Annotated in this window: 17 protein-coding genes; 15 read left to right on the forward strand and 2 right to left on the reverse strand. The window is 64.3% G+C overall.

Annotated elements, in window-relative coordinates; genetic code table 11:
* Position 1: 1 nt before the first annotated feature.
* From P9220_RS22025 to P9220_RS22070, 10 genes are all read left to right on the forward strand, one after another.
* Positions 2-1,495, forward strand: coding sequence for a UbiD family decarboxylase (locus P9220_RS22025; protein ID WP_309767683.1), 1,494 nt, complete (start codon positions 2-4; stop codon positions 1,493-1,495).
* Entirely contained in the window at positions 1,488-2,099 is a 612-nt protein-coding gene (locus P9220_RS22030) for a UbiX family flavin prenyltransferase (protein WP_309767684.1), read from the forward strand. The genes P9220_RS22025 and P9220_RS22030 overlap by 8 nt, the downstream gene beginning before the upstream one ends.
* Before the next feature lie 4 nt (positions 2,100-2,103).
* Positions 2,104-5,136: a molybdopterin cofactor-binding domain-containing protein gene (locus P9220_RS22035; RefSeq protein ID WP_309767687.1), complete on the forward strand. Its 3,033-nt coding sequence runs from the start codon at positions 2,104-2,106 to the stop codon at positions 5,134-5,136.
* Positions 5,133-5,954 carry an FAD binding domain-containing protein gene (locus tag P9220_RS22040; RefSeq protein WP_309767690.1) on the forward strand — a complete coding sequence of 274 codons (822 nt, stop codon included), beginning with the start codon at positions 5,133-5,135 and terminating at the stop codon, positions 5,952-5,954. Before P9220_RS22035 ends, P9220_RS22040 begins: the two co-directional genes overlap by 4 nt.
* On the forward strand, positions 5,927-6,484 hold the full coding sequence (locus P9220_RS22045) for a 2Fe-2S iron-sulfur cluster-binding protein (RefSeq protein WP_309767692.1): 558 nt from the start codon (positions 5,927-5,929) through the stop codon (positions 6,482-6,484). Before P9220_RS22040 ends, P9220_RS22045 begins: the two co-directional genes overlap by 28 nt.
* The gene (locus P9220_RS22050; protein WP_309767694.1) at positions 6,477-8,057 is read left to right on the forward strand and encodes an AMP-binding protein; all 1,581 of its coding nucleotides are present in this window, start codon (positions 6,477-6,479) and stop codon (positions 8,055-8,057) included. The genes P9220_RS22045 and P9220_RS22050 overlap by 8 nt, the downstream gene beginning before the upstream one ends.
* A gap of 6 nt (positions 8,058-8,063) precedes the next feature.
* On the forward strand, positions 8,064-8,870 hold the full coding sequence (locus tag P9220_RS22055) for an enoyl-CoA hydratase-related protein (protein WP_309767696.1): 807 nt from the start codon (positions 8,064-8,066) through the stop codon (positions 8,868-8,870).
* A gap of 23 nt (positions 8,871-8,893) precedes the next feature.
* Positions 8,894-10,651 carry a GMC family oxidoreductase N-terminal domain-containing protein gene (locus P9220_RS22060; protein WP_309767697.1) on the forward strand — a complete coding sequence of 586 codons (1,758 nt, stop codon included), beginning with the start codon at positions 8,894-8,896 and terminating at the stop codon, positions 10,649-10,651.
* Positions 10,652-10,745: 94 nt separating this feature from the next.
* Positions 10,746-12,122, forward strand: coding sequence for an MFS transporter (locus tag P9220_RS22065; protein WP_309767700.1), 1,377 nt, complete (start codon positions 10,746-10,748; stop codon positions 12,120-12,122).
* Positions 12,123-12,192: 70 nt separating this feature from the next.
* Positions 12,193-12,897: a sterol desaturase family protein gene (locus P9220_RS22070; protein WP_309767702.1), complete on the forward strand. Its 705-nt coding sequence runs from the start codon at positions 12,193-12,195 to the stop codon at positions 12,895-12,897.
* A 15-nt stretch (positions 12,898-12,912) separates the two neighbouring features.
* On the opposite strand, the gene P9220_RS22075 is transcribed toward P9220_RS22070, so the two are convergent.
* Positions 12,913-13,830 carry a LysR family transcriptional regulator gene (locus tag P9220_RS22075; protein WP_309768239.1) on the reverse strand — a complete coding sequence of 306 codons (918 nt, stop codon included), beginning with the start codon at positions 13,828-13,830 and terminating at the stop codon, positions 12,913-12,915.
* A 371-nt stretch (positions 13,831-14,201) separates the two neighbouring features.
* Complete coding sequence (locus tag P9220_RS22080) at positions 14,202-15,119, reverse strand: LysR family transcriptional regulator (RefSeq protein WP_309767704.1); 918 nt, start codon at positions 15,117-15,119, stop codon at positions 14,202-14,204.
* Between the two features lie 168 nt (positions 15,120-15,287).
* On the opposite strand from P9220_RS22080, the gene P9220_RS22085 reads away from it, so the two are divergent.
* From P9220_RS22085 to P9220_RS22105, 5 genes are all read left to right on the forward strand, one after another.
* Positions 15,288-16,589: an MFS transporter gene (locus tag P9220_RS22085; protein WP_309767706.1), complete on the forward strand. Its 1,302-nt coding sequence runs from the start codon at positions 15,288-15,290 to the stop codon at positions 16,587-16,589.
* Between the two features lie 47 nt (positions 16,590-16,636).
* On the forward strand, positions 16,637-17,536 hold the full coding sequence (ttdA, locus tag P9220_RS22090) for a L(+)-tartrate dehydratase subunit alpha (RefSeq protein WP_309768241.1): 900 nt from the start codon (positions 16,637-16,639) through the stop codon (positions 17,534-17,536).
* Positions 17,533-18,141: a L(+)-tartrate dehydratase subunit beta gene (gene ttdB / locus P9220_RS22095; RefSeq protein ID WP_309767709.1), complete on the forward strand. Its 609-nt coding sequence runs from the start codon at positions 17,533-17,535 to the stop codon at positions 18,139-18,141. Before ttdA ends, ttdB begins: the two co-directional genes overlap by 4 nt.
* A gap of 88 nt (positions 18,142-18,229) precedes the next feature.
* Positions 18,230-19,318: a tartrate dehydrogenase gene (locus P9220_RS22100; RefSeq protein ID WP_309767711.1), complete on the forward strand. Its 1,089-nt coding sequence runs from the start codon at positions 18,230-18,232 to the stop codon at positions 19,316-19,318.
* A gap of 79 nt (positions 19,319-19,397) precedes the next feature.
* On the forward strand, positions 19,398-19,682 hold the full coding sequence (locus tag P9220_RS22105) for a hypothetical protein (RefSeq protein WP_309767712.1): 285 nt from the start codon (positions 19,398-19,400) through the stop codon (positions 19,680-19,682).
* Position 19,683: the final 1 nt, after the last annotated feature.

Raw genomic sequence — 19,683 nt, forward strand, 5'->3', positions numbered from 1 at the left:
AATGAACACACGCGATGCCGCAACGCACGGCATTCCCTCGTTGACGTGGGCCCGCGAGGGCGCTGACGCGGGTTCGCTCTCGTTGCGCGACTGGCTCGCGCATCTCGCGAAAACCGGACGCGTCGCCACGATCGAGAAACCCGTCGCGCTCGAGCATGAACTGGCGGCCATCGCCAAGCGGCTAGACGGCACGCAGGCGGCGTTCTTCACGCGTCCAGGCGGACACGCGGTGCCCGTGGTGAGCGGCTTCATGTCGAATCGCGCGTGGATCGCCGAAGCAATGGGCGTCGACGAAGCAGGCCTGCTCGCGCGCTTTTCCGCTGCGGCCGCCGCGCCGCTCGCCTCGAAGGTCGTCGCCCGTGAAGACGCGCCGTGTCAACAAGTCGTGCACACGAACGGCATCGATCTCCACGCGCTCTTGCCCATTCCGACGCACAGCGAGCACGACAACGGCCCATACATCACCGCAGGCCTCGTGATCGCGCGCAATCCGCGCACGGGCGTGCAGAACGTCTCCATCAACCGCATTCAGGTGCACGGCCGCGACCGCATGGCCATTCTGCTGCTGCCTCGCCATCTGTACGCTTTCCAGCGCGCCGCCGAAGAAGCGGGCGATGCGCTCGACGTCGCCGTCGCCATTGGCGTCGATCCGCTGACGATGCTTGCGTCGCAGGCCATCACGCCGATCGATCACGACGAACTCGAAATTGCCGGCGCGCTGCACGGCGCCCCGCTGCCGGTGGCGCCATGCGTAACGAGCGGCGTGCATGTCCCGGCGTTCGCGGAGATCGTGATCGAAGGCCGCATTCTGCCCAACGTGCGGGAGCCTGAAGGTCCGTTCGGCGAGTTTCCGAAGTACTACAGCGCAAAGGAAGCGCGCGAAGTGATCGAAGTGACGGCGGTGACGCATCGGCGCGGCCCGATCTTCCATACCATCGTGCCTGCCGAAATGGAGCATCTGTTGCTCGGCGCGATTCCCCGGGAGGCGACACTGCTCGCGCACTTGCAGCGCAGCCATCCGGCGGTGAAGGACGTCCATCTCTCCGTGGGCGGCGTCTGCCGCTATCACCTCTGGGTGCAATTCGACAAGAAGCGCGAAGGAGAGGCGAAGAACGTGATCCTTTGCGCGTTCGGCGCGCACTACGACATCAAGCAGGTCGTCGTCGTCGATACCGACGTGGACGTGCACGATCCCGCCGAGATCGAATGGGCGATCGCCACGCGCTTTCAGGCCGACCGCGATCTCGTGGTCGTGGCGGGCGCGCAAGGCTCGCCGCTCGACCCTTCGACGACCGTCGGCCTTCCCGACGACGCGCCCGCGCATCTGCAAGGCGTCAGCGCGAAGATGGGACTGGACGCTACGCGGCCCGTCGTGTATCCGGCGCATGTTTTCACGCGCGTGCGCATACCAGGACAGGACGCGGTGGATCTCGACGCGCTCGTTGCCAGCGACAACGGCTCACTGAACGCCTATCTGACACGCGATCATGGCTGAACGAAAGAAGCGCATCGTCGTCGGCATTTCGGGTGCGAGCGGCGCGGTCATCGGCGTGCGGCTCCTCGCCGCGCTGCGCCGGCTCGGCACGCACGAGACGCATCTGATCGTTTCGTCATCGGGCGCGGTCACGGCGGCGCAGGAACTCGGCCTCGCGCGCGGCGACATCGACGCGCTCGCGGACGTCGTGCACAACGTGCGCGATATCGGCGCGGCCGTGGCGAGCGGATCGTTTCTGAGCGACGGCATGGCCATTGCGCCGTGTTCCATGAAAACGCTCGCGGGCGTCGCCAACGGCTTCGCGGACAACCTGCTGACCCGCGCCGCGGACGTCATGCTCAAGGAGCGCCGCCGCCTCGTGCTCGTCGCGCGCGAAACGCCGCTCAATCTTGCGCACTTGCGCAACATGACGGTCGCGACCGAAATGGGCGCCATCGTCATGCCGCCCGTGCCGGCCTTCTACGCGCATCCTAAGACGATCGACGATGTCGTCGATCACACGGTCGGGCGCATTCTCGATCTGTTCGGTATCGAGCACGGCGAGATCGCGCGGCGCTGGAGCGGTCTCGCCGACGAATTCGCGAGCCGCGAAGGCAAGGAGTGAGGCCATGAATCAGCGCGATACCGGATTCGCCGACATCAACGCGCGCGTCGCCGAGAGCGATGCGCTCGTGCCCGCGCGTCACGTCGGCCGGCCGATGCAGCGTCTCGAAGACCCCGCGATTCTCACGGGGCGTGGTCGCTACGGCGACGATCTCGCGGTCAAGCCCGGCACGCTGCAGGCGGCGATCCTGCGCTCGCCGCACGCGCACGCGGACCTCGTCTCCATCGATACGCAAGCGGCATCGAAGCTGCACGGCGTGCGCGCGATTCTCACGCGCGACGATCTGCGGCCGTGGTCGCGGCCCTTCGTCGTCGGCGTGAAGTCGCCGATGGAGCAATGGGCGCTCGCGATGGATCGCGTGCGTTACGTCGGCGAGCCGGTTGCCGTGGTGATGGCGGAATCGCGCGCCATCGCGGAAGACGCGCTCGACCTCATTCGCGTCGAATACGCGCTGCGCGATCCGGTTACGTCGATCGAGCAGTCCGTGAAGGACGACGCGTCCGTTCTGCACGACCGCGTGGGCAGCAACGTCATCAGCGACCGGCATTTCCGCTACGGCGATCCGGAAGCGGCGTTCGCAAGCGCACCGCATCGCGTGAAGCTGACCACGCACTATCCGCGCAACACCTGCGCGCCGATCGAATGCGGCGTCGTTATCGCGGAGTATCTGTCAGGCGACGAAGGCTATGACGTCACCTCCAATTTCATGGGGCCGTTCTCACTGCACGCCGTCATGGCGATGGCGCTCAACGTTTCCGCCAACCGTCTGCGTCATAAGGCGCCACGCGATTCCGGCGGCAGCTTCGGCGTGAAGCAGGCCGTGTTTCCGTATGTCGTGCTGATGTGCCTTGCGTCGCGCAAGGCGGGCGCGCCGGTGAAGTGGGTCGAAGACCGGCTCGAACACCTGAGCGCGGCGACTTCCGCGACCGCGCGCCTTTCGACCATCGAGGCGGCGGTGCAAGACGATGGGCGCATCGTCGCGCTGTCCTATGACCAGCTCGAAGACGTGGGCGGTTACGTGCGCGCCCCCGAGCCGGCGACGTTCTACCGGATGCACGGCTGTCTGACGGGCGCGTATGCGATCGACAATCTCGTCGTGCGCAATCGCGTGGTGCTCACCAACAAGACCCCGAGCGGCCTCGTGCGCGGCTTCGGCGGACCGCAAGTCTATTTCGCGCTGGAGCGGCTGATTCAGCGCATCGCCGTCGAACTGAAGCTCGATGTGCTCGACGTGTACCGCCGCAACTTCGTTCCCGCCGACGCATTTCCGTATCGCGCGGCCGCCGGCGCGCTGCTCGACTCCGGCAACTATCAGGAAGCGCTGCGCCGCTCGATAACCGAAGGCGGCTATGGCGAACTCGCCGCGCGGCGCGATGCCGCCCGCAAGGAAGGGCGTCTTTATGGCATCGGCTTCGCGGCGATCGTCGAGCCGTCCGTGTCGAACATGGGCTATATCACGACCGTGATGCCGCCCGACGCGCGCAGGAAGGCCGGTCCCAAGAACGGCGCGATAGCGAGCGCGACCGTGAGCGTGGACCTGCTGGGCGGGGTGATCGTCACGATTGCATCCACGCCCGCGGGCCAGGGCCACATGACGGTGTGCGCGCAAGTCGTCGCGGATGTCCTCGGGCTCGACCCGAAGGACATCGTCGTGAATGTCGAATTCGACACGCACAAGGACGCGTGGTCCGTCGCGGCGGGCAACTATTCGAGCCGCTTCGCAGGCGCGGTGGCGGGCACGGTGCATCTCGCCGCCACCCGCGTGCGCGACAAGCTCGCGCGCATTCTCGCGCAGCAGTTCGGCTGCGCGCCGGGTGACGTGCGTTTCGAAGGCGCGCGCATCTATCCGAAGGACGCGCAGGACCGCGCGCTGCCGTTCGCGCGCGCGGCGAGCAACGCGCCGCACTGGGCGCCCGCGCTGCTGCCCGAAGGCGAGGAGCCTGGCCTGCGCGAGACCGTCTTCTGGTCGCCGCCGCACATGGATGCGCCCGATGAGCAGGACCGCATCAACACATCGGCGGCCTATGGCTTCGCGTTCGACATGTGCGCCGTCGAAGTGGACCGTGCAACGGGGCGCGTGCGCATCGACCGTTACGTGACCGCGCACGACGCCGGCACGCTTCTGAACCCCGCGCTGGCGGACGGCCAGATCCGCGGCGCGTTCGCGCAAGGACTCGGGGCGGCGCTGATGGAAGAGTTCCGCTATGGCGCAGACGGCAGCTTCCAGTCGGGCACGCTCGCCGACTACCTGATGCCGACGACCTGCGAAGTGCCCGACCCCGTGATCGTGCATCTCGAAACGCCGTCGCCCTTCACGCCGCTCGGCGCGAAAGGGCTTGGCGAAGGCAACAACATGAGCACGCCGCCGTGCATCGCGAATGCGGTGGCGGATGCGCTCGGCGTCGAAGACATCCGCCTGCCACTCACGCCGCAGAAGGTGATGGAGATGATCGGCATCGCCGATCCCGAACCGTCGCGCCCCGAATACCGCGAAGCAGCCGCCACGAAGCCCGCGACGCCGGGCGGCGGCAAGGCGTTGACGGCGCAAGGCGCGGTCGATCTGCCCGCGACGCCCGAAGCCGTGTTCGCCGTGCTGCTCGATCCGAAGGCGCTCGCCAGCGTCATTCCCGGCTGTCACGCGCTGGAGGCGACGGCGCCGAACCAGTATCGCGCGGACGTGACGGTGGGCGTCGGCATGATCAAGGCGCGTTTCGAGGCGCGTATCGGCCTGTCGGAGATCGACGCGCCGCGCCGGCTGCGTCTCGCGGGCGCCGGCATTTCGCCGCTCGGCAGCGCACGGGGCAACGGTCTCGTCGAACTGACGCCGCACGGCAGCGGCACGCGCCTCACGTACGACTACGAAGCGCAGGTCTCCGGCAAGGTCGCGGCGGTAGGCGGACGCATGCTCGAGGGCGCCGCGAAGGTGGTGCTCAGGCAATTGTTCGAATCGCTCGGCCGGCAGGCGGCGGGCAAGCCGGCGCAGGCGAAGGGATCATGGCTCGCGCGGTTCTTCGCACGTTTCAGGAGGCACGCATGAAGCCCGCACCGTTCGATTACCTGCGCGCAATGACGACGCAGGATGCGCTCGACGCGCTCGCGCAATACGGCGAGGACGCCCGCGTTCTCGCGGGCGGGCAATCGCTGATGGCGGTGCTCAACATGCGCCTCGCCCAGCCGCGCGTGCTGGTCGACATCTCGCGCACCGCCGAACTGGACGCCGTGCGCGTGGACGACGGAGCGGAGCATCTCGTCGTGAGCGCGGCGGCGACGCAGGGGAGCGTCGAATGGCGCCGCTCGTTGCGCGACGAAGTGCCCCTGCTCGCGATGGCGTTCCCGAACATTTCGCATTTTCAGATTCGCAATCGCGGGACGGTATGCGGTTCGATCGCGCATGCCGATCCGAGCGCCGAGTTGCCGCTCGTGCTGAGCGCGCTCGGCGGCGACGTGCTGCTGCGCTCGAAGAAGAAACGCCGCACGCTCGCGGCGAAGGACTTCTTTCAGGGAATGTTGATGACGGCGCGCGAGCCGGACGAAATAGTCGAAGCCGTGCGCTTTCCACTGAAGAAGCCGCACGAGCGTCACGCGTTCGCCGAGTTCTCGGCGCGACACGGCGATTTTGCGGTCGTCGCGTGCGCGGCGGTCGTGACCGACGACGCGATCCGCATCGCAGTGGGCGGCGTCGCGGACCGGCCGGTTGCCGAGACATGGCCGCGTTTGACGGGCGACGATTTGCGCGGCGCATTGAACGACTTGAGCTGGAAACTGAACGCACAGGACGACGCGCACATCAGCGCGAAGTATCGCCGGAATCTGGTCCGGCAACTGGGATGGCGCGCAATCGAGGAGGCGAAGTGAGCAGCACGGCGGACAACATCATGCGGCACGGCGAGCAGCAGCGCATCACGCTGACGCTCAACGGCCGCGAACGCAGCGGCCATTGCGAGCCGCGCGAACTGCTTTCGGATTTCATCCGGCATGGACTCGGCGCGACGGGCACGCACGTCGGCTGCGAGCACGGCGTGTGCGGCGCATGCACGGTGCACGTCGACGGCGTCGCGGCACGCTCGTGCCTCATGCTCGCGGTGCAGGCGGACGGACGGCGCATCGATACCGTCGAAGGTCTCGCGCCGGACCAGACGCTCGGCGACTTGCAAGAGGCGTTTCAGCGTCATCACGCGTTGCAGTGCGGCTTCTGCACGGCGGGCATCCTGATGTCGTGCGCGGATTACCTGCAGCGCGTGCCGGAGCCGAGCGAGGAACAAGTGCGCGAGATGCTCTCGGGCCATATCTGCCGCTGCACGGGCTATACGCCGATCGTCGCGGCCGTGCTGGACGTGGCTGCGCGCCGTCAGGCGAACGACGCGAAGGAGGCCGAACATGCTTGATCTCGGCCGCACCTTCCTGCAAAGCGTCGAGCGCAGCCCGGACGCGCTCGCGCTCGTCGATGGCGAGGTGCAACTGACGTATGCCGCGTGGCATCGCGTGATCCTGAATGTCGCCGATGGCCTGCGCGTACTCGGCCTGCAACGCGGCGACCGGCTGCTCGTCGTGCTGCAGAACCGCTGGGAGATGGCGACGCTGCACTGGGCCGGCCAGTTCGCGGGCATCGTGATCGTGCCGCTCAACTGGCGCGCGAAGCCCGAAGAAATCGAATACTGCGTGACGGACGCGGGCGTGAAGGCAATCGTCTACGAACCCGTTTGCGCCGATGCCGTGGCGCAAAGCGCATCGGCGCAAAACGTGCCGCGCATCGGTCTCGACGATGCCGCGGGCCGCACAGCGACCTTCGACATCCTCACGGCGCGACCCGAGCGCGAGCACGCGGGCGAGACGGCGCACGCCACCGCCGACGACATCTCGCTCATCCTCTATACGTCCGGCACGACCGGCAAGGCGAAGGGCGTGCCGCGCCGTCACCGGCACGAACGGGCGGGCGCGCTCGCCCACGTCGCGCAAAACCTTTACCGGCGCGGGGAAAGAACGCTTGGCGTGATGCCGCTCTACCACACGATGGGTGTGCGCTCGCTGCTCGCGATGGCGCTCGTCGATGGCGTCTTCGTCTGCGTGCGACGCTGGAACGCGAAGCTCGCGCTCGAATCCATCGCGAATCACGCGCTGACGTGCCTCTATCTCGTGCCGACGCTCTATCACGACCTGCTCGCCGACAGCGCGTTCGCAAGCACGGATACGTCGTCGGTCAGAAAGCTCGGCTTCGCGGGCGCGCCGATGAACGACGGCTTGCTGAAGCGCCTCTCGGCCGCGTTCGAGCCGGACCTCTTCGTCAATCACTACGGCTCGTCGGAGGTCTACACGTTCAGCATCGACCAGGACGCGACGAAGAAGCCGGGCAGCGCAGGGCGCGCCGGCATCAATACGCGGCTGCGTGTCGTGAAACTCGAAGCCGTCTCACCCGAGCAGACGGCCGCCGCCGGCGAGGAAGGCCAGATCGTCGCGGACCTGCTCGGCGATGAGGCGTTCGAAGGCTACTGGAATCGCCCGGACGCGAACGCGAAGTCGCTGCGCGACGGCTGGTACTTCACCGGCGACACCGGCTACTTCGATGCCGACGGCGATCTCTACGTGACCGGCCGCGTGGACGACATGATCATCAGCGGCGGCGAGAACATCTCGCCGGTGGACATCGAATCGGTGTTGTCGCTGCATCCTGCCGTCGATGAAGTCGCGGTTGCGGGCGTGAAGGACGAGCGCTGGGGCCAGCGCGTGGTCGCCTTCATCAAGCGCCGCGAGTACGTGGACGCCGAGGCCCTCGACGGCTGGTGCCGCAAGTCCGACCTCGTCAACTTCAAGCGGCCGCGCGACTACGTGTTCGTCGACGACATTCCGAAGTCGCCGGTCGGCAAGATACTGCGCCGCAAGCTGCAGGCGGGCGAATACACGAGCGACGCCGACGCTCGATCCACACAGGCTCCAAAGGCCATACAGACTACGAAGGAGTAACCGCACATGAGCGATTTGAACCATCGCGGCCAGACGCTGCTGCAGGACCTCGACGGCTTCTCGGTCGAGATCGACGCGAAGCGCGAGCGCGCCGACATCATCCTGCACCGCCCGCCGTTCAACGTCATTTCGATGCACGCGCGCGACCAGCTTCGCGCCGTCTTCGAAGCGCTGGACGAAGACGAGCGCGTGCGCGTGATCGTCGTGCGTGCAAAGGGCGAGCACTTTTCGAGCGGCGGCGACATCAAGGGCTTTCTCGAAGCGTCGCCGGAGCATGTGTCGAAGCTCGCCTGGAACATCGCGGCGCCCGCGCGCTGCGCGAAGCCCGTGATCGCGGCCAATCGCGGCTTCTGCTTCGGCGTGGGCTTCGAATTGTCGCTCGCGTGCGACTTTCGCATCGTTACCGAGACGACGTTCTACGCGCTGCCGGAACAGAAGCTCGGCCAGATTCCCGGCTCGGGCGGCTCGGCGCGTCTTCAGGCGATGGTCGGCATCGGCCGCACGAAGGACATCGTGATGCGCTCGCGCCGCATTCCCGGCAAGCAGGCCTACGAGTGGGGCATCGCCGTGGACTGCGTGCCGGACACTGAACTGGAAGCCGCAACCGATGCGCTCGTCGACGAACTGCGCGCCTTCTCGCCGCTCGCGCAGCGCACCGCGAAGAAGCTCCTGAACGATTCGGAGGACGCGCCGCTTTCCATCGCCATCGAACTGGAAGGCCATTGCTATAGCCGCCTGCGCTCGTCCGACGATTTCCGCGAGGGCGTCGAAGCGTTCCACGGCAAGCGCAAGCCGGTGTTCCGCGGCTTCTGACAACGCACACAAGGGAAGACGACATGGAACGCTTCGATTACGTGATCGTGGGCGGCGGTTCGGCGGGATGCGTGCTGGCGCAGCGCCTCTCGGCGGTGCCGTCCTTGCGCGTCGCGCTGATCGAGGCGGGCGCGGACACGCCGCCGGGCGCGGTGCCGGAGGCCATTCTCGACAGTTATCCGATGCCGGTGTTCTGCGGCGACACGTACATCTGGCCGCACCTGAAGGCGAAAGCCACCGCGGACGCCGCGCCGCGCGTGTACGAGCAGGGCCGCGTGATGGGCGGCGGCTCCGCCATCAACGTGCAGTCGGCCAATCGCGGATTGCCGCGCGACTACGACGACTGGGCGGCGACCGGCGCCGATGGCTGGGCGTGGCGCGACGTGCTGCCGTACTTCCGCAAGCTCGAACGCGACCTGAACTTCCCCGGCGGCGAATTGCACGGCAGTGACGGCCCCGTACCGATCCGCCGGATCATGCCGAAAGACTGGCCGGCGTTCTGCCATGCGTTCGCGAAGGGCTTGCGCGCGAACGGCGTCGCCGAGTTGCAGGACCAGAACGGCGAATTCGGCGACGGCTTCTTTCCCGGCGCGTTCTCGAACATCGACGACAAGCGCGTGTCCACGGCCATCGCCTATCTGGACGAAGCCACGCGCGAGCGGCCGAATCTCGCGGTGTATGCGAACTTGCGCGTCGAGCGCATCGTGATGGAAGGCGCGGCGGCGCGCGGCGTGATCGCGGTCGCGGCGAGCGGCGAGCGCGTGCGCTTCGATGCCGGCGAGGTCGTGCTGAGCGCGGGCGCGTTGCAGTCGCCCGCATTGTTGCTGCGAGCCGGAATCGGCGATGCACGCGAACTCGCGGCGCTCGGCATCGCGTGCGCGGTGGATTTGCCGGGTGTCGGACGCAATCTGCAGGATCATCCGTCGCTCACGTTCTGCCATTTTCTGGAACCGCGTTTCCGGATGCCGCTCGCGCGCCGCCGCGCCAGCATGATGGCCGCGCGCCTCACCTCCGGCGTCGCGGGCTGCGATACCTCGGACCTGTATCTGTCGAGCGCGACGCGAGCAGCGTGGCACGAACTCGGCAACCGGCTGGGTCTCTTCTTCCTGTGGTGCAACCGGCCGTATTCGCGGGGCCGCGTGCAACTGGCATCGCCCGATGCGGCCGCCTCGCCGCGCGTCGATCTGAACCTGCTCGACGACGAGCGCGACGTGCAGCGCCTCGTCGCCGGCGTGCGGATGCTCGCGCGCGTGATTCAGGCGTCGGGCCTCGGGCGCGACGAGCGTGACTTCTTTCCCGCCGCGTTTTCGCCGCGCGTCAAGGCCATGAGCAAGGTGGGCGAGGGCAACGCAGTGCTGACCAAAGCGCTCGGCATGCTGCTCGACACGCCCGCGCCGTTGCGCCGCTTCCTGATCGAACGCTTTTTCACGCGCGGGCTGAACATGGCCGCGCTGCTCGCCGACGACCGCGCGCTCGCGGAGTTCGTCCGCGCGAATGTGTTCGGCGTGTGGCACGCGAGCGGGACATGCCGAATGGGCGGCGCGCACGACCGCGACGCCGTCACGGATACCGAAGGCCGCGTACATGGCGCGCGAGGCCTGCGCGTGGTCGACGCATCGCTGATGCCGAGACTGCCATCGGCCAATACGAACATACCGACCATCATGATCGCGGAGAAGATCGCCGACGCGATGGTCGCGCAACGACGCGCGAGCGACGCAACCGACCCGATCAGCGCGGTCAACGTGTCTGGCACGCCGCCCGTCGCCGCCGCGCACTGATTTTTTTCAACCTCAACAAGAGCACGCACCAACGAAACGTGCCGCGACACGGGGACCGTCGAGAGACGGCCCGGTGACACACAAGGAGATGCAAATGTCCGTAGCTGCACAAGACGGGGCCGCCGCGCTTCCGGTGAATCAGCGGCAGATCATGGGAGCGGTGTTCGCCTCCTGCATAGGCTGGGCGCTCGATCTGTTCGATCTGTTCGTGTTGTTGTACGTCGCGCCGGTGGTCGGGCGTCTGTTCTTCCCGTCCGAGCACGCGATGCTCTCGCTCGCGGCGGTGTATGCGTCGTTCGCGGTGACGCTGCTCATGCGTCCGCTCGGCTCCGCGCTCTTCGGCTCCTACGCGGACCGTCACGGCCGCAAGGGAGCGATGATCATCGCGGTGGTCGGCGTGGGTCTCTCGACGGCGGCCTTCGGCGTCCTGCCGACCGTCGCGCAGGCGGGCGTCGTCGCGCCGATCCTCTTTCTGCTGCTGCGTCTCGTGCAGGGCGTGTTCGTCGGCGGCGTGGTGGCATCGACGCATACGATCGGCACCGAGTCCGTCGCGCCGAAGTACCGCGGCGCGGTGTCGGGGCTGATCGGCGGCGGCGGCGCGGGCCTGGGCGCGCTGCTCGCGTCGCTTACCTATCTCGCGATGTCGTCGATCTTTCCCGGCGAGCTCTTCGACGTGTGGGGCTGGCGCTGCATGTTCTTCACTGGAATCGTGAGTTCGGTGCTCGGTCTTTTCGTGTTCAACAGCCTCGAAGAATCGCCGCTCTGGAAGAAGCTCGCAGCGGAGAGGGCCGCCAAAGCCGCTGGGCAGATTCAGACCGCACCGGTCGAAGTCGTGAGCTCGCCCATTCGCACGCTCTTTTCGCGCGACTATCGCGGCGTGTTGTTCGTCAACCTGCTGCTGACCATCGGCGGCGGCAGCGGCTATTACCTCACGTCCGGCTATCTGCCGACGTTCCTCAAGGTCGTGAGCCACGCGCCCAACGGCGCCGCCGCCGCGATCCTGATGATCTGCAGCGTGGCGGTGGTGATCGCGTCGATTGCGGCGGGGCATCTGAGCACGTTCATCGGGCGCAAGAGCGCGTTCGTGTGGATCGGTCTCATTCGCCTCGTCGCGCTGCCGGGGCTTTTCCTGCTGCTGCCGACCGCGAACAGCATCACGATGATCGGCGTCTACGCGGTGCTGCTCTCCGCGCTCGGCAGCGCGGGCTATGCGCCGATCCTCATCTTCCTGAACGAGCGCTTCCCGACCGCGATTCGCGCGACCGGCACGGGCCTCTCATGGAACATCGGCTTCGCCATCGGCGGGATGATGCCGACGTTCGTTTCGCTGGTCGCCAAGGACGCCAGTCAGTTGCCGTCGACGCTCGCCATCTTCGTCGGCGCCATCAGCGTGATCTTTCTCATCGGCGCGTTCGTCGTGCCTGAAACGCTCGGCAAGCTGGAAAACAGCGGGGCGCGCAATCGGTCCTGAAACACCGGTCACCGACGGGCGCGAGACCGACGCGCCCTTACTTTTCGAATAGATAACAGAGACGCTCATCATGAAATATGACGACGACGTTCGCGCGCGATCCTACAAGTTCCGCGATGAATACGTGGGCGCGACGCCGTGGTGGTATCGCGGAGAGATGCATCTGGGCTTCACACTCGTGTTCACGACGGCAGTGATCGCGTTTTGCGCCGCGCAGCTTCACGCGCCGACCCTGGTCGAGTGGTTCGCGGTCGTGCCGCTCTTTCTGTTCGGCAACTGGGCGGAATGGGCCGCGCACCGCTACGTGCTGCATCGGCCCACGAAATACTTCAGCATGATCTACAAGCGTCACTGCGCCGTGCATCACCGCTTTTTCACGCATGTGACGCTCGAGTACAACGGACACAAGCACTGGCGGGCGCTGCTGTTCCCGCCGTTCGCGCCGGTCGCGTTCGTGCTCGCTGCCATGCCGCTCGCGTTGCTGATCGGCTTCGTGTTCTCGCGCAATGCGGGTTATGTCGCGCTCATGACCATGGCCGCGTACTACCTGATGTACGAAGGGCTGCACACGCTCTCGCATGTCACGGACAGTCCCTTTCTTGATCGTGTGCCGTTCATCAATACGGTGCGCCGCCTGCACGTGACGCATCACGATCCGGAGCAGATGGCGACGCAAAATTTCAATCTCACGTTTCCGATCTGCGATACGCTCTTCGGCACGCGCAGCGATGCGCCGCGCGCCGCCCGCGAGCGGACGACCCCACGCCGCGGCTGATCCGCGCGGGCGTCGTCAGGGCGAGGGCGCCGGCACGCCCGTCGTCACCCGCCGGATTTCTTCCGTGATGATCGCGATCAACGCCTGCGCCGCCGGTCCAATGGGCCGCTTCGGATGCGTGACCTGGATGATGTGACGCACGATCGGCGGCGAGCCGAGCGTGCGCGCGCGCAGCAGCCCTTTGTCCACCTTCTCCTGCACGACGACTCGCGGCAGTATCGTCGCAATCCGGCTTTGCTCGACGAAACGCACGATCGTGCTCAGCAAGTCGATCTCGAACTTCGGCTTGATGACGACATCGGCTGCAATCAGCGCGGCGTCGAGCGCACCGCGCAGTCCGTTTCGCCGCGTGGGCAGCACCAGTTCGATATCCGGTTGCGCGACGAGATCGATGATGTCGGGCAGTTCAGGCCCGTGCGCCGCGCTCGTTACGAGTACCATTTCTTCCACGACCAGCGGCTCGACGTCGAGCGAGAGCCGCCCCCGCGGCTTGTTGATGATCGCCGCATCGAGCCGGCCCGACTCCACGGCTTCGATGAGCTGCGCGCTGAATCCGTCCGACACCGACACTTCGACCTGCGGAAAGAGCGCGTCGAACCGCGCGAGCGATTCCGCGAGGACGCTTTGCGCTTCCGACGACACCATGCCGAGCGACACCCGGCCCGTCACGATGACATCGCGCCGGCTCAGGTGTTCGCGCGCATGCTCGATGTCGCGCATGATCGGCGTGTACAGGCGATACATGAGGCGCGCGGCTTCGGTCGGCGCCATGCCGTGCGGCCCGCGTTCGAAGAGCGTCTGCCGCAGTTCGGCCTCAAGCTTCGCGATCTGCATGCTGAGTGCGGGTTGCGCAATATTGAGCCGCTTCGCCGCCCGCGTGACGGTGCCTTCCTCGAACAGCGCGATGAAATACTGGATCTGCTTCAGTTCCATGTGACAGCCGTGCGGCGAAACGGACATGGTACCGCCGCGCGGCGATCCACGGCTGTCCAGGGCTTTCGCGATGGTGTAGCGGCTCGAGCTTCGCGCCGCGCATGACGCTTATGGAATCGCCTTTCGCTCGCGGAACTCGTCAAAGAGACGCAGAAACATGTCCGTGCTATCGACGACATCGTTGAACCCGGCCTGTCGGATCTTCGTCGTGCTGGATACCACATCCCAGTCGCAGCGGAAGATGAAATCACCGAAACCCGACTAAAAGTTTCCAGTCGCCAGTCTGTGGCCAGGCGGCGAGCAATAACTCTTTCAACCGCGCAGATTGACAATGCGGCGCCTCATCGTGCCCAACCAGAATTCGCGCCCGACTACCAAGGCGAGCCAGCGGGGGAAGGACCGTCGGCGTGCTGCCCCAGATAGTTGCGTAAGTGCTCGACGAAGCAAGCGACTTTAGCCGACAGGTTGAGGCGCTCTGGATAGACAGCGTAGATATCGGCCGGGGGAGTTTCGTAGTCTGTCAGAACCTGCACCAGCCGTCCGCTGCGAAGATATTTGGCTATATCCCACTCGGCGCGCATGAGGATTCCTTGCCCCTCGAGCGCCCAATTAAGCGCAACTTCCCCGTCGTTAGTGCTTAGTTTGCCGTGCACTTTAATGGTCTCGGTGCGACCGCCGCGACTTAGACGCCAGTTGCCGTAGGCCGCTTCGTTTTGCCGCAAAACGATGCATTGATGTTGAGTCAGATCGTGCGGGTAGGCGGGTTCCGCAGTGGTGCGCAAGTAAGTTGGCGAAGCGACCAGAAGGCGGCGATTGAGCGCGATCCTCTTCGCGATGAGCCGCGAATCAGGCATTTCCCCGAAGCGTATCGATACGTCGATGCTTTCGTCGGGCAAGCTCACGGGCCGGTCGGTGAGATGCAACTGCACCTCCACCTCGGGGAAGTCGCGGCTAAAGACTGAAATGGCGGGTCCAATGTAAGACCGGCCAAAGCCCAGCGGCGCATTCACCCGCAATAGCCCCTTGGGAGCCGCGCGACTGCTTGAAACCAGACGCTCCATGTCGTCGATGTCGCTAAGAATGCGCTGCGCATGGGCGAAATACACCTCGCCCTCATTCGTCAGGGTAATGCGTCTCGTGGTTCGGTTCAGCAGACGGACTCCCAACCGGTCTTCCAGCGCAGACAGCCGCCTGGAGACTGCCGGCGGCGTCAGATTCAACTCCTGTGCCGTTGCCACCAGACTTCCTCGCTTGACCAGCAAGCAAAAGAACCCGAGTTCGGAGTCCATGATTCGTGAGTTTTTCGCAATGATGTTTTAAGTTTAGCTGGATTCATACGTGCCTGTACTAGTTCTACTCTTTGTTCCTGGCAATTGCCAAACGGCCACTCCGCTGCTGGAGACAGGCAATGAGAGCCGCGCAAGACGGCGAGACCGTTATCGGAACAGGAGACATCCATGGAAATGGATCTGGAAAAACGCACTCTGCGTAAGATTACCTGGCGCATCGTGCCGTTCATCATGTTGCTTTACTTCGTGGCTTATATCGACCGGGTCAATATCGGCTTCGCTTCCCTCACCATGAGAGCCGATCTGGGCTTCACTGCCTCGATTCTCGGTTTTGGCGCCGGCATCTTTTTCTGGGGCTATTTCCTGTTCGAGGTGCCTTCCAACATCATCTTGCACAAGGTCGGAGCCCGGATGTGGATCGCCCGGGTCATGGTCACCTGGGGCATCATCTCCGCTGCGATGGCCTTCGTCAAAGGGCCAACGAGCTTCTACATCATCCGATTCCTGCTCGGAGCCGCTGAGGCGGGCTTCTTCCCGGGAATCATCTTGTACCTGAGTTACTGGTTCCCGGCGCGTCACCGTGCCGGTGTAGTGGCTTTCTTCATGGCGGCTGCACCGCTCTCCACTGCGCTGGGTTCGCCGCTTTCCGCCGCCTTGCTCGAAATGAACGGCGTGATGGGGCTGCACGGCTGGCAGTGGATGTTCATTCTGGAAGCCATTCCAGCGCTCATTCTCGGTGTCGTCGTGTTCTTCTACATGACCGACAAACCCGAAAAGGCGAAATGGCTGAAGGACGACGAACGCACCTGGCTCGTCAACGTCATGAACGACGAAGCTTCGAGGCGTTCTACCAGCGCCAAGCACGGCATCATCAGTGGCCTGGCTAATCCGCGTGTGCTGGCCTTGTCGCTGATCTACTTCGGGACATCGGCAGGCCTCTATACGCTCGGCATCTGGGCGCCGCAGATCATCAAGCAGCTCGGCGTCTCGTCCATGACTGTCGGCGTACTCAATGCGATCCCGCCCGTTGTCTCGGTCATCGCCATGATTTTCTGGTCACGGCACTCCGATCGCACCGGTGAACGTACATGGCACGTTGCGCTGGCGTGTGTTGCAGCTGCCGTCGGCCTGGCTATTGCGGCGGTCGCCAATAGCGTCGTAGGACTGATCGCTGCGCTCACGCTCGTCAATATCGGCATCAGCTGCGCCAAGCCGCCGCTGTGGACCATGCCGACGATGTTTCTGTCAGGCGCTGCAGCCGCTACCGGCATCGCGACGATCAATTCGATTGGCAACCTGGGCGGCTTCGCTGGACCCGCGATGATCGGCTGGGTGAAGGATCAGACTGGCAGTTACGCAGGCGGACTCTATTTCGTTGCAGGGCTGCTCGTACTTTCCGCCGCGCTTACCTTGCTGCTCGCCCGTACGCAGAAAGCGCCTGTCACGCCCGGCAATGCCGCGGCGCATTGAAAGCCAATGGGAATGCCCCGATCACGATGTTGCTAGAGGAAATCATGATGGACAAGGAAGCAGCTGTTCAGTCTGTGACTGACACGATGGCCAAATTCACTGCTTATATCGGAAAACGTCTGCCGACGGACGTCAAGGAAAAGCTGGCCGAATTGCGCACGCTGGAAACGAATCCGCTTGCGAAATCGATCTACGATTCGATGGACGGCAACCAGAAGGCGGCCGATCAATTGAACCGTCCGAGTTGTCAGGATACCGGCGTAATTCAGTACTTCGTTGAAGCCGGCGCCAATTTTCCGCTGCTGGGAGAGTTGGAAGAAATCCTCCGCGAAGCGACTGAAGGCGCGACGCAGATGGGACCGCTGCGCCACAACGCAGTCGAGACGTTCGACGAGAAAAATACGGGCACGAATACCGGCACTCAGATTCCATGGCTCGACTGGCGCATTGTTCCCGAAAGCGATAGTTGCACGATCGATGTGTATATGGCCGGTGGCGGCTGCACGCTGCCAGGGGCGGCAAAGGTACTCATGCCGGGGCAGGGCTACGAGGGCGTGGCGGAGTTCGTGATGGACGTCATTACCGAACGCGGCGTCAACGCGTGTCCACCGCTGTTGGTCGGCATCGGTGTTTCGACGTCCGTCGAAACTGCCGCGCGTCTTTCCAAGCTGGCGATCTTGCGGCCAGTCAACTCCAGAAGCGGGAATCCGCGGGCCGCGCTGATGGAAGCACTGCTTGAAGAAGGCCTCAACGAGATAGGAATCGGTCCGCAGGGGCTCACCGGTAACAACAGCGTGATGGGCGTGAATATCGAATCTTCGGCGCGTCATCCATCTACGATCGGCGTTGCGATCAACACGGGATGCTGGGCACATCGACGCGGAAAGATTCGCATCCATGCCGACGCGTCGTACGAAATCCTGTCGCATGAAGGAGTGGCGCTATGAAGAAGGTCCTCACGACCCCCATCAAGAGCGAAGACCTCGAAGGTCTCAACGTCGGCGACGTGGTTTATCTGACTGGCCGTCTTGTGACCTGTCGTGATGTGGCGCATCGAAGGCTCATCGAGCAAGGCAGGCAGCTTCCTGTCGATCTCGCCGGCGGCGCGATCTTTCATGCTGGCCCAATCGTTCGAAAGAAAGAAGACGGCAGCTTCGAAATGGTTTCGATCGGTCCGACGACCAGCATGCGAATGGAAAAATTCGAACGTGAGTTCATCGGGCAGACTGGCGTGAAGCTGATTGTCGGAAAGGGCGGGATGGGTCCCGAGACGGCGGCCGGCTGCGAAGAGCACAAAGCCGTACACGCGATTTTCCCGGGCGGATGCGCGGTGCTGGCTGCCACGCTCGTCGAGGAAATCGAGGGCGCGAAATGGCAGGATCTTGGCATGCCCGAAACGTTGTGGATCAATCGCGTGAAAGAGTTCGGTCCTCTTATTATCTCTATCGACACCAAGGGGAATAACCTCATGGCGCAAAACAAGACCGCGTTCAACGAAAAGAAGAAGCCGATTCTCGAGAAGATCAGCGCCCAACTCAGTTTCATCAAGTAAGCCCTTGCTCAGGCTGCCCCAGACCTTTGTTCAGGCAGCCTTGAACGAGGCACTGCATACACCCAATCCATGAAGGACGGAGACACACATGAAAACCTATCGCATTGCAACCATCCCCGGTGACGGCATCGGCAAAGAAGTGGTTCCCGCTGGCCAACGAGTCCTCGAAGCACTCGCCAACTCGGAGAAGTCGTTTGCATTCGAGTTCGAGAACTTCGACTGGGGCGGTGACTATCACCGCAAGCACGGCGTGATGATGCCCGAGAACGGTCTCGATGCGATTCGCGACAAGGACGCCATTCTGTTCGGCTCGGCAGGCGACCCGGATATTCCCGACCACATCACGCTTTGGGGCCTTCGCCTGAAAATCTGCCAAGGTCTGGATCAGTACGCGAACGTGCGTCCGACGCGCATTCTCCCGGGCATCGACGCACCGCTCAAGCGCTGTAAGCCGGAAGATTTGAACTGGGTGATAGTGCGCGAGAATTCGGAAGGCGAATACTCGGGTGTCGGCGGGCGCGTGCACCAGGGTCATCCGATCGAGGCGGCAACGGACGTGTCTATCCTCACTCGCGCCGGTGTCGAACGGATCATGCGTTTCGCATTCAAGCTGGCGCAATCTCGTCCGCGCAAGCTGCTCACCGTTATCACCAAGAGCAACGCGCAACGCCACGCAATGGTCATGTGGGATGAGATCGCGCTCGAAATTTCAAAGGAGTTCCCCGACGTCAAATGGGACAAGGAACTCGTCGATGCGTCGACCGCGCGCATGGTGAACCGCCCGGAGACGCTCGATACGATCGTCGCCACCAACTTGCACGCGGATATCTTGAGCGACCTGGCTGCTGCACTTGCGGGTAGTCTCGGCATCGCGCCGACCGGCAACATCGATCCCGAGCGCCGCTATCCGTCGATGTTCGAGCCGATTCACGGCTCTGCATTCGACATCATGGGCAAAGGCCTCGCGAATCCGGTCGGCACATTCTGGTCGGTGGTGATGCTGCTCGAACACCTCGGTGAATTCGATGCTGCCAGGCGTGTCATGCAGGCAGTCGAAACGGTGACCGCTGACAAGTCTCTCCATACGCGAGACCTTGGCGGTACCGCAACGACCGCGCAAGTCACCGAAGCGGTCTGCTCGCAACTTCAACAGATAGCTGCGGGGCAGGCTGCTTGAGGGATGACACTGTGAGTTCCGCGCTCGTCGGCATGACGGCGGGCGCGTACTGCACTTTCGACCTCACCAATGCGACGCCATGTGGCGCGTCATGACGTTCGCTGAGCGATTGATATTCGTGATGCGGGTGAAAAGACCCGTAGCGCGTTTCGCTTCGATCAAGGCCGGACGCCAACGTGCGAAAGCATTGATGAAACCCTCTCGATCGAGCAGTCTGCCGGTCGAGATCAATGGCGCGGACGGGGACCGTCTACTCAAGGACATGTTCGACGCTGCGATGGCGACAGCGCAGCCGGCCTTGCGTGTTCGTCAGTTTCCCATCTACATCGCCGGTCAGTGCGGCGGCCTTTCAAGGAGTCTATAAC

The sequence above is a fragment of the Caballeronia sp. LZ016 genome, from assembly GCF_031450805.1.
Taxonomy (GTDB): Bacteria; Pseudomonadota; Gammaproteobacteria; order Burkholderiales; family Burkholderiaceae; genus Caballeronia.

Coding starts and splice junctions, on each gene's coding strand:
- P9220_RS22040 (WP_309767690.1), top strand. CDS start 5,133: ATGAAGCCCGCACCGTTCGATTACCTGCGCGCAATGACGACGCAGGAT.
- P9220_RS22045 (WP_309767692.1), top strand. CDS start 5,927: ATGGCGCGCAATCGAGGAGGCGAAGTGAGCAGCACGGCGGACAACATC.
- P9220_RS22085 (WP_309767706.1), top strand. CDS start 15,288: ATGGAAATGGATCTGGAAAAACGCACTCTGCGTAAGATTACCTGGCGC.
- P9220_RS22050 (WP_309767694.1), top strand. CDS start 6,477: ATGCTTGATCTCGGCCGCACCTTCCTGCAAAGCGTCGAGCGCAGCCCG.
- P9220_RS22060 (WP_309767697.1), top strand. CDS start 8,894: ATGGAACGCTTCGATTACGTGATCGTGGGCGGCGGTTCGGCGGGATGC.
- P9220_RS22100 (WP_309767711.1), top strand. CDS start 18,230: ATGAAAACCTATCGCATTGCAACCATCCCCGGTGACGGCATCGGCAAA.
- P9220_RS22025 (WP_309767683.1), top strand. CDS start 2: ATGAACACACGCGATGCCGCAACGCACGGCATTCCCTCGTTGACGTGG.
- ttdA (WP_309768241.1), top strand. CDS start 16,637: ATGGACAAGGAAGCAGCTGTTCAGTCTGTGACTGACACGATGGCCAAA.
- P9220_RS22030 (WP_309767684.1), top strand. CDS start 1,488: ATGGCTGAACGAAAGAAGCGCATCGTCGTCGGCATTTCGGGTGCGAGC.
- P9220_RS22070 (WP_309767702.1), top strand. CDS start 12,193: ATGAAATATGACGACGACGTTCGCGCGCGATCCTACAAGTTCCGCGAT.
- P9220_RS22065 (WP_309767700.1), top strand. CDS start 10,746: ATGTCCGTAGCTGCACAAGACGGGGCCGCCGCGCTTCCGGTGAATCAG.
- P9220_RS22080 (WP_309767704.1), bottom strand. CDS start 15,119: ATGGACTCCGAACTCGGGTTCTTTTGCTTGCTGGTCAAGCGAGGAAGT.
- P9220_RS22075 (WP_309768239.1), bottom strand. CDS start 13,830: ATGGAACTGAAGCAGATCCAGTATTTCATCGCGCTGTTCGAGGAAGGC.
- P9220_RS22105 (WP_309767712.1), top strand. CDS start 19,398: ATGTGGCGCGTCATGACGTTCGCTGAGCGATTGATATTCGTGATGCGG.
- P9220_RS22055 (WP_309767696.1), top strand. CDS start 8,064: ATGAGCGATTTGAACCATCGCGGCCAGACGCTGCTGCAGGACCTCGAC.
- ttdB (WP_309767709.1), top strand. CDS start 17,533: ATGAAGAAGGTCCTCACGACCCCCATCAAGAGCGAAGACCTCGAAGGT.
- P9220_RS22035 (WP_309767687.1), top strand. CDS start 2,104: ATGAATCAGCGCGATACCGGATTCGCCGACATCAACGCGCGCGTCGCC.